Here is a 17,557-nt window from a genome sequence, read left to right on the forward strand (position 1 = left end):
GTCACCGCGAACTCCCGAAGGGCAGAGCACGCATGTCGAACGACGAGAAGCTCCGCGACTACCTGAAGCGCGTCACGGCCAACCTGCAGGACACCCGCCTGCGCCTTCAGGAGGCCGAGGCCAGGTACACGGAGCCGATCGCGATCATCGGTATGGCGTGCCGTTACCCGGGGGGTGTCGCCTCGCCCGACGACCTGTGGCGGCTGGTGGCGGAGGGGCGTGAGGCGCTGTCGGAGTTCCCCGCCGACCGTGGCTGGGACCTCGACGGTCTCTACGACCCGGACCCGGACCACACCGGTACGTCCTACGCCCGGCACGGCGGATTCCTCACCGGCGCCGCCGACTTCGACGCCGACTTCTTCGGCATCAGCCCCCGCGAGAGCAGCACCATCGACCCGCAGCAGCGGCTGCTGCTGGAGACGGCCTGGGAGGCGATGGAGAGCGCCGGCCTGGACCCGGCGGCGCTGCGCGCCACCCCGGTCGGCGTCTTCACCGGCATCATGTACAACGACTACGGCTCCCGCCTCAACCCGCTGCCCGCGGCGGTCGAGGGGCAGATCGGCATCGGCAGCGCGCCGAGCATCGCCTCCGGCCGGATCGCCTACACCTACGGGTTCGAGGGCCCGGCGGTGACGATCGACACCGCCTGCTCGTCCTCGCTGGTCGCCCTCCACCTCGCCGCGCAGGCGCTGCGCTCCGGCGAGTGCACGCTCGCGCTCGCGGGCGGCGCGACCGTGATGTCCACCCCGAACACCTTCGTGGAGTTCAGCCGTCAGCGCGGGCTCTCCCCGGACGGCCGCTGCAAGGCGTTCTCCGCGGATGCGGACGGCACCGGCTGGGGCGAGGGTGCGGCACTGCTGCTGGTGGAGCGGCTGTCGGACGCGCAGGCCAACGGGCACCCCGTGCTTGCGGTGGTGCGCGGTTCGGCCGTGAACCAGGACGGCACCAGCAGCCAGCTCTCGGCTCCGCACGGTCCTTCGCAGGAGCGGGTGATCCGGGCGGCGCTGGCGTCGGCGGGGCTGACCGCGGCGGACGTGGACGCGGTGGAGGCGCACGGGACGGGCACCCGGCTCGGTGACCCGATCGAGGCGCGGGCACTGCTGTCGACGTACGGTCAGGGGCGCTCGGCGGGGCGGCCGTTGTATCTGGGTTCGATCAAGTCGAACATCGGGCACGCGCAGGCGGCGGCCGGGGTGGCCGGTGTGATCAAGGTCGTGCAGGCGCTGCGGCACGAGGTGCTGCCGGCGACCTTGCATGTGGGAGAGCCGACCGGCGAGGTGGACTGGGAGGCGGGCGCCGTCGAGCTGCTGCGCGAGTCGGTGGAGTGGCCGGCCACCGCCGGAAAGCCGCGCCGGGCGGGTGTCTCCGCCTTCGGCATCAGCGGCACCAACGCCCACGTGATCCTCGAACAGGCCCCCGCGAGCGTGCAGCCGGCCGCAGCCGAGCCGAACGACGCCGAGCCTGCCGGGACGTCTGCCGGGACCTCTGCGGGGACGCCTGCCGGGACGCCTGCCGAAACGCCGGAGCCGGTGCTGGGTGAGCTTGTCGCCCCGGTGGTGGTGTCGGGTCGGTCGGAGGTGGCGTTGGGTGTGGCGGCTGGTCGGTTGGCGGGTTGGTTGGAGGGTGCGGGTTCGGGTGTGGGGTTGTCGGAGGTTGCTGGGTGGTCGGTGGTGCGTGGGGTGCGGCATGGGTTTGGTGGGGCCGTGGTGTCGGGTGATCGTGGTGAGGTGATTGCGGGGTTGCGGGCGTTGGCGTCGGGGGTGGCGCATCCGGCGGTGGTGTCGGGGCGTGCTGGTGGGTCGCCTGGTCGGGTGGTGTTGGTGTTCCCGGGTCAGGGTTCGCAGTGGGTGGGGATGGGTGTGGCGTTGGCGGGTGTGTCGCCGGTGTTCGCGGGGCGTCTTGCGGAGGCGGGGCGGGCGTTGGCGCCGTTCACGGATTGGTCGTTGGACGAGGCGTTGGTCGATCCGGTGTTGTTGGAGCGGGTTGACGTGGTGCAGCCGGTGTTGTGGGCGGTGATGGTGTCGTTGGCTGAGTTGTGGCGTTCGGCGGGGTTGCGGGTGGATGCGGTGGTGGGGCATTCGCAGGGGGAGATTGCGGCTGCCGTGGTGTCGGGGGCGTTGAGTCTGGAGGATGCGGCGGCGGTGGTGGCGTTGCGGTCGCGGGCGATTCGGGCGTTGGCGGGTGGGGGTGGGATGGCGTCGGTGCCGTTGTCGGTGGTCGAGGTCGAGGGTCTGTTGTCGCGGTGGGGTGGGGAGTTGGAGGTGGCGGCGGTGAACGGGCCGTCGTCGACGGTGGTGTCGGGTTCGGTCGGTGCGGTGGCGGGGTTGGTGGAGTGGGGTGAGGGTGCGGGGGTGCGGGTTCGTCGGGTTCCGGTGGATTACGCGTCGCATTCGGTGCAGGTGGAGTCGTTGCGTGGTGAGTTGTTGGAGGTGTTGAAGGGGGTTCGTCCGCGGGCGTCGTCGGTGCCGTTCTATTCGACGGTGTCGGGTGGGGTGGTGGACGGTGGGTCGTTGGACGCGGAGTACTGGTTCCGGAATCTGCGGGGTCGGGTGCGGTTCGAGGACACGGTGCGGGTGTTGGCGGGGGACGGGTTCACGACGTTCGTGGAGGCGAGTGCGCATCCGGTGTTGACGGTGGGGGTGCAGGAGACCCTTGCGGGGCGTGAGGACGTGTTGGTGACGGGGACGTTGCGGCGTAGGCGGGAGGATCATCGTCCGTTGCTGTCGGCGTTGGCGGCGGTGGAGTTGCACGGTCACCGGCTGACGTGGCCGGTGGAGGTGCCGGCGACCCCGCCGGGTCTGCCGACCTATCCCTTCCAGCACCGCCACTACTGGCTCGACGCCCCCACCAGCACCGGTCGCGGTGACGCCTCCGCGCACCCCTTCCTGGACACGGTCGTCGAACGGGCCGACGACGAGGGCCTCGTCCTCACCGGCCGGATCTCCACCCGCAGCCACCCGTGGCTGGCCGAGCACGCGGTCGGCGGCAGCACGCTCTTCCCGGGGACGGCGTTCGCCGAACTCGCCGCCGCCGCTGCCGGGGCGGCCGGCCTCGGCAGCGTCGGTGAACTCGTCCTGTCGGCGCCGCTGACCCTGGCCGACGGCGTGCTCGACCTCCAGGTCACCCTGCCGGCCGCGGACAGCGACGGCCGCCGCACCTTCGACGTCTACTCGCGCCCGGAGCACGGCGGTCCGCAGGACTGGACCCACCACGCGACCGGCACCCTCGTCGGCGAACCCCTCGACACCGCAGCGGACTTCCCCGAGCAGTGGCCGCCGCCGGGGGCCGTCGCGCTCGACCTCGCGGTCGCCGCCGACCGCTTCGACGCCGTCCAGGTCACCTACGGCCCCACCTACCAGGGCCTGCGGGCCGCCTGGCGGCACGGGGACACCGTCTACGCCGAGGTCGAGCTGCCCGAGGGCGCCCACCCGGACGCCGCCCGCTACGGGATCCACCCCGCGCTGCTCGACGCCGCCCTGCAGGCCGACGTGCTGACCGACCGGCCCGGCGAGGACGGCGGCGCCCCCGCGCTGCGGCTGCCGTTCGCCTGGACCGGCGTCACCCTGCACGCCGTCGGCGCCACCCTGCTGCGGGTACGCCTCGACCGGCCGGCCCCGGACACGCTCCGCGTCCTGGCCGTCGACCCCGAGGGCGAGCCCGTGCTCACCGTCGAGGGCCTCGCCCTGCGCCCGGTCGACCCCGACCGGCTGACCTCCCCGGTGGCCGCCCCGCGCGGACCGGCGGTGCCCACCCGCGCCCCGGCCCGCCGCGCCGCCGGCCGCACCTCCGGCGGCTCCACCGCCGACCGCCTGCAGCGGCTGCCCGCGGCCGAGCTGGAGCGGGAGCTGAGCTCCCTCGTCCGCGCCGAGGTCGCCGCGGTGCTGGGCTACGCCACTCCCGAGGAGCTCGACCTGGACCGGGCCTTCCGGGACCTCGGCTTCGAATCGCTGACCGCCGTCCAGCTGCGTGACCGGATCGCCGCCGCCACCGGCCTGCGGCTGCCCCCCACGCTGGTGTTCAACCACCCGAGCCCGCGGGCCCTCGCCGCGCATCTGCACGGCCTGCTGCACGAGGGCGGCACCCGGGCCGAGGCCGACCGGGCCCCCGTCCGCACCCGGGCCGCCGCCGACGAACCGCTCGCGATCATCGGTATGGCGTGCCGTTACCCGGGGGGTGTCGCCTCGCCGGACGACCTGTGGCGGCTGGTGGCGGAGGGGCGTGAGGCGCTGTCGGAGTTCCCGACGGACCGTGGCTGGGACCTCGACGGTCTCTACGACCCGGACCCGGACCACACCGGCACCTCGTACACCCGGCACGGCGGATTCCTGGCCGGCGCCGCCGACTTCGACCCGGGGTTCTTCGGGATCAACCCGCGCGAGGCCCTCGCGATGGACCCGCAGCAGCGGCTGCTGCTGGAGGCTTCCTGGGAGGCGATGGAGAGCGCCGGCCTGGACCCGGCGGCGCTGCGCGCCACCCCGGTCGGCGTCTTCACCGGGCTGATCTACACCGAGTACGGGGGCCGGGTCCGCGGCTCCGCACCCGACGCGGAGGGCTACCTCGGCACCGGCAGTGCGGGCAGCGTCGCCTCCGGCCGGATCGCCTACACCTACGGGTTCGAGGGCCCGGCGGTGACGGTCGACACCGCCTGCTCGTCCTCGCTGGTCGCCCTGCACCTCGCGGGCCAGGCCCTGCGCTCGGGCGAGTGCACGCTGGCCCTGGTCGGCGGCGCGACGGTGATGTCCACCCCGGACACGTTGATCGAGTTCAGCCGTCAGCGCGGGCTCTCCCCGGACGGCCGCTGCCGGGCGTTCTCCGCCGACGCGGACGGCACGGGATTCGCCGAGGGCGTGGGCCTGCTGCTGGTGGAGCGGCTGTCGGACGCGCAGGCCAACGGGCACCCCGTGCTCGCGGTGGTGCGCGGTTCGGCGGTGAACCAGGACGGCGCCAGCAACGGTCTGACCGCTCCGCACGGTCCTTCGCAGGAGCGGGTGATCCGGGCGGCGCTGGCGTCGGCGGGGCTGACCGCGGCGGACGTGGACGCGGTGGAGGCGCACGGGACGGGCACCCGGCTCGGTGACCCGATCGAGGCGCAGGCCCTGCTCGCCGCCTACGGCCAGGACCGCCCCGAGGACCGCCCGCTGCGACTGGGTTCGATCAAGTCGAACATCGGGCACGCGCAGGCGGCGGCCGGGGTGGCCGGTGTGATCAAGGTCGTGCAGGCGCTGCGGCACGAGGTGCTTCCCGCCACCCTGCATGTCGGCGAGCCCACCGCCCAGGTCGACTGGGAGGCCGGCGCCGTCGAGCTGCTCCGCGAGCCCGTTCCCTGGGTCAGGGGCGACCGGCCGCGCCGGGCCGGTGTCTCCGCCTTCGGCATGAGCGGTACCAACGCGCACGTCCTGATCGAGGAGGCGCCGGCCGTCCCGGTGCCCGCGGCCCCGGCGCCCGCCGTACCCGTTCCTGCCGTCCCCGCGGAGGAGTCCGCGAGCCCGCTGCCCGTTCCGGTGGTGGTGTCGGGTCGGTCGGAGGTGGCGTTGGGTGTGGCGGCTGGTCGGTTGGCGGGTTGGTTGGAGGGTGCGGGTTCGGGTGTGGGGTTGTCGGAGGTTGCTGGGTGGTCGGTGGTGCGTGGGGTGCGGCATGGGTTTGGTGGGGCGGTGGTGTCGGGTGATCGTGGTGAGGTGATTGCGGGGTTGCGGGCGTTGGCGTCGGGGGTGGCGCATCCGGCGGTGGTGTCGGGGCGTGCTGGTGGGTCGCCGGGTCGGGTGGTGTTGGTGTTCCCGGGTCAGGGTTCGCAGTGGGTGGGGATGGGTGTGGCGTTGGCGGGTGTGTCGCCGGTGTTCGCGGGGCGTCTTGCGGAGGCGGGGCGGGCGTTGGCGCCGTTCACGGATTGGTCGTTGGACGAGGCGTTGGTCGATCCGGTGTTGTTGGAGCGGGTTGACGTGGTGCAGCCGGTGTTGTGGGCGGTGATGGTGTCGTTGGCTGAGTTGTGGCGTTCGGCGGGGTTGCGGGTGGATGCGGTGGTGGGGCATTCGCAGGGGGAGATTGCGGCTGCCGTGGTGTCGGGGGCGTTGAGTCTGGAGGATGCGGCGGCGGTGGTGGCGTTGCGGTCGCGGGCGATCCGGGCGTTGTCGGGTGGGGGTGGGATGGCGTCGGTGCCGTTGTCGGTGGTCGAGGTCGAGGGTCTGTTGTCGCGGTGGGGTGGGGGGTTGGAGGTGGCGGCGGTGAACGGGCCGTCGTCGACGGTGGTGTCGGGTTCGGTCGGTGCGGTGGCGGGGTTGGTGGAGTGGGGTGAGGGTGCGGGGGTGCGGGTTCGTCGGGTTCCGGTGGATTACGCGTCGCATTCGGTGCAGGTGGAGTCGTTGCGTGGTGAGTTGTTGGAGGTGTTGAAGGGGGTTCGTCCGCGGGCGTCGTCGGTGCCGTTCTATTCGACGGTGTCGGGTGGGGTGGTGGACGGTGGGTCGTTGGACGCGGAGTACTGGTTCCGGAATCTGCGGGGTCGGGTGCGGTTCGAGGACACGGTGCGGGTGTTGGCGGGGGACGGGTTCACGACGTTCGTGGAGGCGAGTGCGCATCCGGTGTTGACGGTGGGGGTGCAGGAGACCCTTGCGGGGCGTGAGGACGTGTTGGTGACGGGGACGTTGCGGCGTAGGCGGGAGGATCATCGTCCGTTGCTGTCGGCGTTGGCGGCGGTGGAGTTGCACGGTCACCGGCTGACGTGGCCGGTGGAGGTGCCGGCGACCCCGCCGGGTCTGCCGACCTATCCCTTCCAGCACCGCCACTACTGGCTCGACGCCGCCCCCGACATCAGCGACCCCGGGCACCTCGGCCTGCACACCGCCGGCCACCCGCTGCTCGACGCCACCACCGACCTCACGGACGGCACCACCCTCTACACCAGCCGCATCTCGGCGAGCACCCACCCGTGGCTGCTCGACCACGCCGTCACCGGCACCCCGCTGCTGCCCGCCACCGCCTTCGTGGAGCTGGCCCTGCACGCCGGCCACCGCGGCGGCGTCCCGCAGCTGGCCGAACTCACCCTGGAGGCGGCCCTGTTGCTCGGGGACGGCGCCGTGCACGTCCAGACCACCGTGCAACCCGCCGACGACTCCGGCGCCCGGGCGCTGGCCGTCCACTCCCGGCCCGCCACCGCGGGGCCCGACGATCCGTGGACCCGGCACGCCACCGCCCTGCTCGTCCCGCAGTCCGACGCGCCCGCCGGGCCGCAACCGGCCGGCGCCTGGCCGCCCCCCGGCGCCGTCGCCGTGGACACCACGGCGCTGTACGACACGCTCGCCGGGCACGGCTACGACTACGGTCCCGCCTTCCAGGGGGTCCGCGCCGTCTGGCGGCTGGACGGTGTCGTCCACGCGGACATCGCCCTGCCCGAGGACCGGGCGGCGGAGGCCGGCCGGTACGGCATCCATCCGGCCCTGCTCGACGCCGCCCTGCACCCGTTGGCCGCGGGCCTGCTGGCCGACGGCGCACCGGGCGCCGAGGCCCCGGCCACCGCCCTGCCCTTCGCCTGGACGGGCGTCACCCTGGCCGCGACCGGCGCCACCACGCTCCGGGTGCGCCTGGAGCGGACGGGCCCCGACTCGGTCGCCCTGACCGCCACCGACCCGGCGGGCGGCCCGGTCGCGGCCGTCGAGCGGATCGCGCTGCGACCGCTGGCCGCCGGCGCGCTGGCCGCGGCCCGCCCGTCCGGCCGCCACCAGGACGGGCTGCACCACCTGGCCTGGAAGCCCTCCGGCGCGCTCCCCGCGGACCGCGCGGACTGGGTCCGGCTGCCCGAGCACGTCCTCGGGTCCGGCGCGGCCCTGCCCGACGCGGCCGCGCTCTTCACCGAGGGTGACGCGAAGGCCCCCGCCGGCGCCGTCCTGCCGCTCACCGTCCCGCCCGGCACCGATGTCGTCGCGGCCACCGCCGAGCTGCTCGGCCTGGTCCGGAGCTGGCCCGCCCAGGAGCACCTGGCCGGCACCCGGCTGACCGTGCTGACCCGGCACGCCGTCACCACCGGCCCCGCCGACGGCCGGGTGGAACCCGTGGCCGCGGCTCTCTGGGGCCTGCTGCGGAGCGCCGCCACCGAGCACCCCGGCCGCTTCGCCCTGCTCGACACCGACGACCGGCCCGGCTCCCCGGACGTGCTGGGCACCGCCCTCGCGCTGGACGAACCGCAACTCGCCCTGCGCGGGGGTGAGGTCCTCACCCCGGCGGTCGTCCCGCTGCCCGCCGAACCGGACCTCACCCCGCCCGCCGAGGGCGGTGCCTGGCGGCTCACCCCGACCGGCGACACCCTCGACGCCCTCGCCCTGCTGCCCGCACCGGACGCCGAACGGCCGCTCCTGCCCGGCGAGGTGCGCATCGCCGTCCGCGCCGCCGGGCTGAACTTCCGCGACGTGCTCATCACCCTCGGTGTCTACCCGGACCAGGCACAGCTCGGCACCGAGGCGGCCGGTCTGGTCACCGCCGTCGGCGAGGGCGTCAGCACGCTCGCCCCCGGCGACCGGGTCACCGGACTGGTGAACGGCGGCATCGGTCCGGTCGCGGTCACCGACCACCGGCTGCTCGCACGCATCCCCGACGGCTGGACCTTCGCCCAGGCCGCCGCCGTGCCCGCGGCCTACCTCACCGCCTACTACGCGCTGGTCGACCTGGCCGCCCTGCGCCCCGGCGAACGGCTGCTGGTGCACTCGGCGGCCGGCGGGGTCGGCATCGCGGCCGTCCAGCTCGCCACCCACCTCGGCGCCGAGGTGTTCGGCACCGCCGGGCCCGGCAAGTGGGAGACGCTCGCGGCCCTCGGCATCGACCCGGCCCGCACCGCCTCCTCGCGCACGCTGGACTTCGAGCGGCAGTTCCTGGGGACCACGGCGGGGGAGGGCGTGGACGTGGTGCTGAACTCCTTCACCGACGACTTCGTCGACGCCTCCCTGCGACTCCTCCCGCGCGGCGGCCGGTTCGTCGAGATGGGCAAGGCTGACCTGCGGGACCCGGCCACCGTGGCCGGGCAGCACCCCGGGGTGACGTACCGCGCCTTCGACCTGCTGGAGACCGGGCCGCAGCGCATCGGCGAACTCCTCACCGAACTGCTGGCACTGTTCGGGAGCGGCGCGCTGACCCTGCCCCCGGTCACCGTCTGGCCCCTCGCCCGGGCCGGCGAGGCGATCCGCCACCTCGGCCAGGCCCGGCACACCGGCAAGGTCGTGGTCACCGTCCCGGCGCCGCTCGACCCGGCGGGCACCGTCCTGGTCACCGGAGGAACCGGCACCCTCGGCGCGCTGACCGCCCGCCACCTCGTCCGGGAGCACGGCGCCCGTCACCTGCTGCTGGTCGGCCGGCAGGGACCGCAGGCCCCCGGCGCGGCCGAGCTGGCCGCCGAACTGACCGGACTGGGCGCGCAGGTCACCGTCGCCGCCTGCGACGTGTCCGACCGCGACGCTCTGGCGGAACTGCTCGCCGGCGTCCCCGCCGAGCACCCGCTCACCCTGGTGGTGCACGCCGCCGGCGCCCTGGCCGACGGCGTGCTGGAGTCCCTCGACGCGGAGCGGCTGGCGGCCGTCCTCGGCCCCAAGGCCCGCGCGGCCGGACACCTGGACGAGCTGACCCGGCAGGCGGACCTCGCCGACCTGGTGCTGTTCTCCTCCGTCTCCGGCGTGCTCGGCGGCGGCGGGCAGGCCAACTACGCCGCCGCCAACGCCTACCTGGACGCCCTCGCCCAGCGCCGCGCCGCCGACGGCCTCCCCGCGACCTCGCTCGCCTGGGGCCTGTGGCAGCAGGCGAGCGGTCTGACCGGCCACCTGGACGGCACCGACCGGGCGCGGCTGGCCCGCGGCGGCCTGGTGCCGCTGGGCGACCGCGAGGGCCTGGCGCTGCTGGACGCGGCCCGGCGGACGGGGCGGCCGGCCGTCGTGACGGCCCGGTTCGACCTGCGGGCCGACGCCGGTCCGGACGACGTCCCGGCGCTGCTGCGGTCCCTGGTCCGCGCCCCGGCCCGGCGCAGCGCCGCCGCCGGGCCCGCCGCCGGGGCACCCGGGTCGCTGGCGACGCGCCTGGCCGCCCTGGACGCGGCCGGCCGGGCCGAGGCCCTGCTGCGGCTGGTGCGCTCGCAGGCCGCGGCCGTCCTCGGACACGGCACCGTCGAGGAGGTCGCCGACGACCGGGCGTTCAAGGAGATCGGCTTCGACTCGCTGACCGCCGTCGAGCTGCGCAACCGGCTCGGCGCGGCGACCGGACTGCGGCTGCCTCCCACCACGGTGTTCGACCACCCCACCCCGCAGGCCCTGGCAGGTCATCTGCACCGCACCCTCGCCCCCGAGGACGACGGCCCCGACCCGCTGCTGCGCGAACTCGACCGACTGGAGGCCCTGCTGCCGGCGCTGGCCGCCGCCGAGGGCACCCGCGGCGCGGTCGGCCGGCGGCTGCGGGAACTGCTCTGGCGCTTCGACGACGGTCCGGCCGAAACCGCCGCCGAGTCGGCGGCCGACCTGGCGACGGCCACCGACGAGGAACTGTTCGCCGCCCTGGACGACGAGTTCGACCGACCCGGAACGGAGTTCTGAGATGCCCGGGACGACCGCACCGACCACGACCGCACCGACCACGACCGCACCGACCACGACCGGCGCCGCCGTCGCCGAGGACAAGCTGCGCGACTACCTGCGGCGGGCCACGGCCGATCTGCGCCAGGCCCGGCGCCGCATCCAGAGCCTGGAGGACCGCGCGCACGAGCCGATCGCCGTCGTCGGGATGGCCTGCCGGCTGCCCGGCGGGGTGCGCACCCCCGAGGAACTCTGGGGGCTGCTCGCCGACGGCCGCGACGCCGTCGGCGGGTTCCCCGACGACCGGGGCTGGGACCTCGGCACGCTGTTCGACCCGGACCCGGCCCACCCCGGCACCTCCTACGCCCGGGAGGGCGGATTCATCGAGGGCGCGGGGGAGTTCGACGCCTCCTTCTTCGGCCTCGGGCCGCGCGAGGCGCTGGCGATGGACCCGCAGCAGCGACTGCTGCTGGAGACCGCCTGGCGTACCTTCGAGTCCGCCGCCGTCGACCCGGCCGCGCTGCGCGGCAGCCGGACCGGGGCGTACGTCGGCATGATCGCGCAGGACTACGCACCCCGTCCGCACGAGGTCGACGGCGAGCTGGACGGCCACTTCATGACCGGCAACGCCGGCAGCATCGCCTCCGGCCGGCTCGCCTACCACTTCGGGCTGCTCGGGCCCGCCCTCACCGTCGACACCGCCTGCTCCTCCTCACTGGTGGCCATGCACCTCGCCGCCCGCTCCCTGCGGTCCGGCGAGAGCGACCTCGCGCTGGCCGGCGGCGCCTGCGTGATGGCCCACCCCCGGGTCTTCCTGGAGTTCAGCCGCCAGCGCGGCCTGGCCCCGGACGGGCGCTGCAAGCCGTTCGCCGCCGCCGCGGACGGCACCGGACTCGCCGAGGGCGTCGGCCTGCTGCTGCTGGAGCGGCTCTCCGACGCCCGGGCCAACGGCCGCCGGGTGCTGGCCGTGCTGCGCGGCTCCGCCGTCAACCAGGACGGGCCCAGCAACGGGCTCACCGCCCCGAGCGGTCCCGCCCAGGAGGAGGTGATCCGGCAGGCCCTGGCCGACGCCCGGCTCACCCCCGAACAGGTCGACGCCGTCGAGGCGCACGGCACCGGCACCACCCTCGGCGACCCCATCGAGGCCGGCGCGGTCCTCGCCGTCTACGGGCAGGGCGAGCGCGAACGGCCGCTGCGACTGGGATCGTTGAAGTCCAACATCGGCCACACCCAGGCCGCCGCCGGGGTGGCGGGCGTGATCAAGATGATCCTCGCCCTGCGGCACGACACCCTGCCCGCCACCCTGCACGTCGATGCGCCCACCCCGCACGTCGACTGGTCCGCCGGATCCGTCGAACTGCTCACCGAGGCCGTGCCCTGGCCGCGGACCGGCCGGCCGCGCCGGGCCGCCGTCTCCTCCTTCGGCATCAGCGGCACCAACGCCCACGTCGTGCTGGAGGAGGCACCCGGACCGGAGGCCGACGAGGACCTGCCGGTGGAGGAGGCCGCCGACCCGCGTGCCGACGCCGAACTGCCCTGGCTGCTCACCGCCCGTACCCCCGAGGCCCTGCGCACCCACGCGCTGGCCCTCGCCGCGCACGCGGCGGCCGGCGCCCACCGGGTGCCGGGCGACACCGCCCACTGGCTCGCCCACGGTCGGGCGCGCTTCCCCCACCGGGCGGCCGTGCTGACCGACCAGCCGGAGGAGATCGCCCCCGCCCTGCACGCCCTCGCGGCCGGCCGCGCCCACCCCGCGCTGGTGCGCGGCACGGCGGGGCTCCCCGGCCGGACGGCCTGGACCTTCTCCGGCCAGGGCTCCCAGCGGGCCGGGATGGGGCGCGAACTGTACGCGGAGTACCGGGAGTTCGCCAAAGCCCTGGACGAGGCCTGCGACGCGCTCGACCCGCATCTCGAACGCCCGCTGCGGGACGTCCTGTTCGCCGAACCGGGCACCCCGGACGCCGCCCTGCTGGACCGCACCCGCTACACCCAGCCCGCGCTGTTCGCCCACCAGAGCGCCCTGGCCCGGCTGCTCGGCACCCGGCTCGCGCCGCCGGCCGCCGTCCTGGGCCACTCGATCGGCGAGATCTCGGCCGCCCACCTGGCCGGCGTGTTCGACCTGGAGTCGGCGGCCGCCCTGGTCGCGGCCCGGGCCCGGCTGATGGACGAACTCCCGGCCGGCGCCGGGGCGATGCTCTCCGTCCTGGCAGCCGAGCAGCAGGTCGTCGAGCTGCTCGAACCCCACGGGGACGCGCTCGGCCTCGCCGCGGTCAACGGCCCCGCGTCCACCGTGGTGTCCGGCGACACCGAGGCGGTCGCCGCCCTGGAACGGACCTGCGCCGGGATCGGCCTGCGCACCCGCCGGCTGACGGTCTCGCACGCCTTCCACTCCGCGCACCTCGACCCGGTCCTGGAGCGGTTCCGTGCGGAGGCGGCCCGGATCTCCTACCGGCCGCCGCGGCTGCCGGTGATCAGCAACCTCACCGGCGAGCCCGCCGACCCGGAGCGGATCGCCGGCCCCGACCACTGGACCGAGCACATCCGGGCCACCGTCCGCTTCGAGCAGGGCGTACGCAGCCTGCGCGACCAGCTCGGCATCACCGCGTACGTGGAGATCGGCCCGACCGCCACGCTCAGCGCGCTCACCGCCGTCGTCCATCCGGAGGCGGTGCACCTGGCGGCGCAGCGGCGCGAGCTGCCGCAGCCGCGGGCGTTCGCGGCGGTCCTCGCCGGGGCCGAGGTGCACGGCCTGCCGGTGAGCCGGCCGGCCCGGCCGGCGCCCGGCCCCGGGCCCCGCAGCGCGCCCGACACCGTCCCCGGGCATCCGTTCGCCGCGGACCGCCACTGGCTGGCCACGCCCCTCCCGACCGGGGCCGGGCCCTCGGCCCGGGTGGAGGGCGGACATCCCGCCAAGGCCGCCGGCGGACTGCCCCCCGACGACCCCGGCGCGCTGAGGCGGCAGTGGGAGGAGGCGGCCGAGGCGCAGCGCACCGAGCTGCTGCTGGCGCTGGTCCGGGAGCAGGCCGCGGCCGCCCTCGGTCACGAGGACCCGGCGGAGATCGGTGACCAGGACCGCTTCCAGGACATCGGCTTCTCCTCCTTCAGCGTCCTGGACCTGCGCAACCGGCTGGCCACGGCGACCGGCCTGGAGCTGCGCCCGGTGGTGGCCTTCGACCATCCGACCCCGGCCGAACTGGCCGCGCACCTGCACGGGCTGCTGGGCGCCGCCGCACCCGCGGCCTGATCGCCCGGCGCCCGTTCGCCCGGCGCCCGTTCGTCCGTCGCCCGTTCGTCCGTCGCCCGTTCGTCCGTCGGATCCGCAGTCCCGCACGTCACCCGTACCCGTAGCCGCACTCGTAGCCGTACCCGTACCCGTCGTCGAGGAGAGAGTCCCGGTCATGCGCCTTGGAATCACCTATCTGAGCATCTCGCCCTCGGTGGACCGCGCGTCCGCACGGCAGAAGTACCTGGAGTTCGGCCGCCAGGTCGAATGGGCCAACGACAAGGGCTTCGCCGGGATCTGGGTCACCGAGCACCACTTCTCCGGCTACAGCCTCAGCTCCTCACCGCTGCTGCTGCTCGGACACGCCGCCTCGCTCGCCCCCGACCTGCGGATCGGCACCGGCATCCTGGTGCTGCCGCTCTGGGACCCGGTCCGGCTCGTCGCCGACGTCAACAGCCTCGACCAGCTCTCGGGCGGTCGGCTGGACCTCGGCATCGGGCGCGGCTACCAGCCGCACGAGTTCCTCGGCTTCGGCCGCGACCTGGAGAGCAGCCGGGCGGCCTACGAGGAGTCCGTCGATCTGGCGCTGCGGCTGCTCACCGAGACCGAGGTCACCCACAAGGGGGAGTTCCACCGGATCGACGCCCCGGTCTCGGTGCTGCCGCCGTCCTTCCAGGCCCCGCACCCACCGGTCTGGGCGGCCGCCGTGAGCCCGGAGTCGACCCGCCACGCCGTCCGGCGCGGCTTCCACCTGCTGGGTCTGGCCCTGTCGACGCCGGAGGAAGTCGCCGAACAGTGGCGGACGGTGGCCGCGCTCGCGGCCGAGGAGGGCGTGGCGGCTCAGGGCCGCCAGTACGCCGTCAACCGCTTCGTGCACGTCGGCACCGATCCGGCCGGGCGGCGGGCGGCCGCCCGCGAGGTCGCCCGGCAGATCCAGACCTCCCGGGCGCTCGCCCAGGGCGCCTATCCGACCGGCGGTGTCCCGCCGATCCCCGCCGCCATCGATCCGGCCGACGAGGAACTCGCCTACCAGCGGCTGCTTGCGGGCTCGCCCGAGCAGATCGTCGAGCAGCTCCGGGAGCTCGCCGCCGCCGGCGTCACCCAGGTCAACGCCGCCTTCGAGTACGGGACCCTGCCCGCGGAGACCGCGTTCGCGTCGATGCGGCTGTTCGCCTCCGACGTGATCCCGGCCCTGGCGGAGCAGCCCGTCGCCGACCGTGCGGTCCCGGCCTCCTGAGAAGCCCGAGCGCCGCCCGGACGGTCCCGGGCGGCGTCCGGCGTTGGTGTCCACCCCGGCCGCGAGGCAGGGCGCCGGCGGAACGGACGGTGCGGCCGGGGTGGAGTGAGGGGGATCCGGCGGCGTGACCGCGGTCGCCGGACCGGCCGGGTGACGCGGGTCAGGGGGCGGCCGTCGGTGCGTCGGCGTCGGTGGCGGTGTGCACCGGTGCGTCGGTGCCCGATCACCGTCCCGCCGACGGGACGGCGGGCCTGAGCCGCCGCCTCGGCCCGCGGCGGCCGCGGCGGCCGGTCCCAGGGCTGCCGCCGCCGTCACCAGTGACAGGGCCGGACCCGCGGCCGGCATGCCGACCCGTCGTGCCCGTTGTTGCATGTGCGACTCCCCGGGCAGGACCACGAGCGAACCACCCTGTCGTGGAAGGGAGTTGTGACCTTGGAAGACTGCTGGCACCCGGTTCGGGGTAAGGTCGGGAGTGGCACGCCGGTTCCAGGTCGCAACGGGCGCCCCGCAGTCTCTCCGGGTCGCTGTGCGGGACGAGTGCGCGAGGCCGCCGGAAGATGAATGCGTCGGGCTTCTTGTCGAACGGGTGCCCGATCACCATGATGCATCCATGACATTTCTCATGGCGCGGCCACGACGCCGCGCGTGGAAGAGAGCGCTCTCATTGATACCCGTCGTCGCGGTCACGGTGGCGGCCACCGTCGTCGGGACGGCGAACGTCGAGGCGGCGTTGCCCCCGACCCCGTCGGGCTTCTCGCTCACCTGGAGCGACGACTTCAACGGTGCGTCCGGGGCCGGCATCGACCAGAGCCTGTGGAAGTACGACACCGGGCCGGGCAGCAACTTCGGCACCGGCGAGATCGAAACCATGACCAGCAGCACCTCGAACGTCTACTACGACGGCCAGGGCCACCTGGTCCTCCAGGCCCTGCACTCCGGCTCCGACCCGCGGAGCGGATGGACCTCCGGGCGCGTGGAGACCCAGTCGGCGAACTTCGGCGCACCGGCGGGCGGAGTCGTGCGCATCGAGTCCGTCCTGCAGCAGCCGAACGTCAACACCGCCAACGGGGCCGGGTACTGGCCCGCGTTCTGGATGCTCGGCGCACCCCTGCGCGACGGGGTGACCTGGCCGAAGTCCGGCGAGATCGACATCATGGAGGACATCAACGGCCGCGGTTCCGTCTTCAGTACGATCCACTGCGGGGTGAACCCGGGCGGTCCGTGCAACGAGTCGACCGGCATCGGCTCGGGCGAGCGCGCCTGTCCGGGCTGCCAGACCGGCTTCCACGACTACGCGACGGAGATCGACCGCTCGGTGTCGCCGGAGCAGATCCGGTTCTACCTCGACGGGAACAACTTCTTCACCGTCAACGCGGGCCAGGTGGACGCCGCGACCTGGGCCAACGCGATCGACCACCCGTTCTTCATCATCTACGACCTGGCGATCGGCGGCGGCTTCCCGGACGCCTACGGCGGGGGCCCGAACGCGGCCACGGTCTCGGGCGGCAAGCTGGTCATCGACTCGGTGGCCGTGTACAACAAGGGCCCCGGCGGTGGTGGCGGAGGCGGTTCGGCGACGGGCCGGACGATCACCGGCCCCGGCGGCAAGTGCGTGGACGTGGCAGGCGACGACGTCGGCGGCGACGGCGCCGCGGTGCAACTGTGGGACTGCCAGTCGGGCGCCAAGGACCAGCACTGGACCTGGAGCGGCCAGACCCTGCAGACCCTCGGCAAGTGCCTGGACATCGCCGGCGGCAACAGCGCCGGGGGGACGAAGCTGCAACTCGCCACCTGCAACAGCGGCGGCTACCAGTCATGGGTGCGGCAGACCGACGGCTCGCTGCGGAACCCGGCCAGCGGCCGGTGCATCGACTCCCCGTCGGGAGCCACCGCGAACGGCACCCGGCTGCAGATCTGGGACTGCAACGGCTCCGGCGCCCAGAAGTTCACCATCGGCACCCCGATCTACGGCCCGGGCGGCAAGTGCGTGGACGTGGCGGGCGAGGACACCGGCGGCGACGGCACCGCCGTCCAGCTCTGGGACTGCCAGCAGGCCACCTCGCTCGACCAGAAGTGGACCTGGAGCGGCCAGACCCTGCGCACGCTGGGCCGGTGCCTGGACATCGCCGGCGGCAACAGCGCCGCCGGCACGCAGCTCCAACTGGCCACCTGCAACGGCGGCGGCTACCAGAACTGGGTCGCCAACGCCGACGGTTCGCTGTCCAACCCGACCAGCGGCCGGTGCATCGACTCCCCGTCAGGAGCCACCGCGAACGGCACCCGGCTGCAGATCTGGGACTGCAACGGCTCCGGCGCCCAGAAGTTCTCCCTGGCCTGAGCCGGCGCGGGACTGCAGCCGGGTACGGCGAGGGCGGCCGGAGACCGCCCTCCGCGACCTCGCGCACGGCCCTTGCCCGGCCGGCGCGGTCGTGGCTGCTGCGGGGCAGCTCCGCCCCGCAGCAGCGCACGCTCCACCTGCGCCGAAAGCGGGCGTGGGTGGAGCGGGGGACGGGAAACGAGCCGGCCGCCCGGCCGCCCGGCCGTTCTGTCGGACCCGGCTGCGAG

3 protein-coding genes and 1 pseudogene are annotated in these 17,557 nt (G+C 74.8%); all 4 read left to right on the plus strand.

Features of this window, described 5'->3' with window-relative positions; all coding sequences use genetic code 11:
* Positions 1-32 precede the first annotated feature (32 nt).
* A complete protein-coding gene (locus tag J2S46_RS36850; RefSeq protein ID WP_307352487.1) occupies positions 33-10,553 on the plus strand; it encodes an SDR family NAD(P)-dependent oxidoreductase in 10,521 nt (3,506 codons plus the stop codon).
* 82 nt (positions 10,554-10,635) lie between these two features.
* A pseudogene (locus tag J2S46_RS36855) lies at positions 10,636-13,776 on the plus strand (type I polyketide synthase); the annotation flags it as partial.
* 154 nt (positions 13,777-13,930) lie between these two features.
* Complete coding sequence (locus J2S46_RS36860; protein WP_191294649.1) at positions 13,931-14,992, plus strand: LLM class flavin-dependent oxidoreductase; 1,062 nt, start codon at positions 13,931-13,933, stop codon at positions 14,990-14,992.
* 610 nt (positions 14,993-15,602) lie between these two features.
* On the plus strand, positions 15,603-17,330 hold the full coding sequence (locus J2S46_RS36865; RefSeq protein WP_191294650.1) for a ricin-type beta-trefoil lectin domain protein: 1,728 nt from the start codon (positions 15,603-15,605) through the stop codon (positions 17,328-17,330).
* Positions 17,331-17,557 lie beyond the last annotated feature (227 nt).

The organism is Kitasatospora herbaricolor (genome assembly GCF_030813695.1).
In the GTDB taxonomy this organism is placed as follows: Bacteria; Actinomycetota; Actinomycetes; order Streptomycetales; family Streptomycetaceae; genus Kitasatospora; species Kitasatospora herbaricolor.

Excerpts from the sequence above, each read along its gene's own strand:
- J2S46_RS36865 (WP_191294650.1), top strand. The coding sequence starts at position 15,603 with ATGACATTTCTCATGGCGCGGCCACGACGCCGCGCGTGGAAGAGAGCG.
- J2S46_RS36860 (WP_191294649.1), top strand. The coding sequence starts at position 13,931 with ATGCGCCTTGGAATCACCTATCTGAGCATCTCGCCCTCGGTGGACCGC.
- J2S46_RS36850 (WP_307352487.1), top strand. The coding sequence starts at position 33 with ATGTCGAACGACGAGAAGCTCCGCGACTACCTGAAGCGCGTCACGGCC.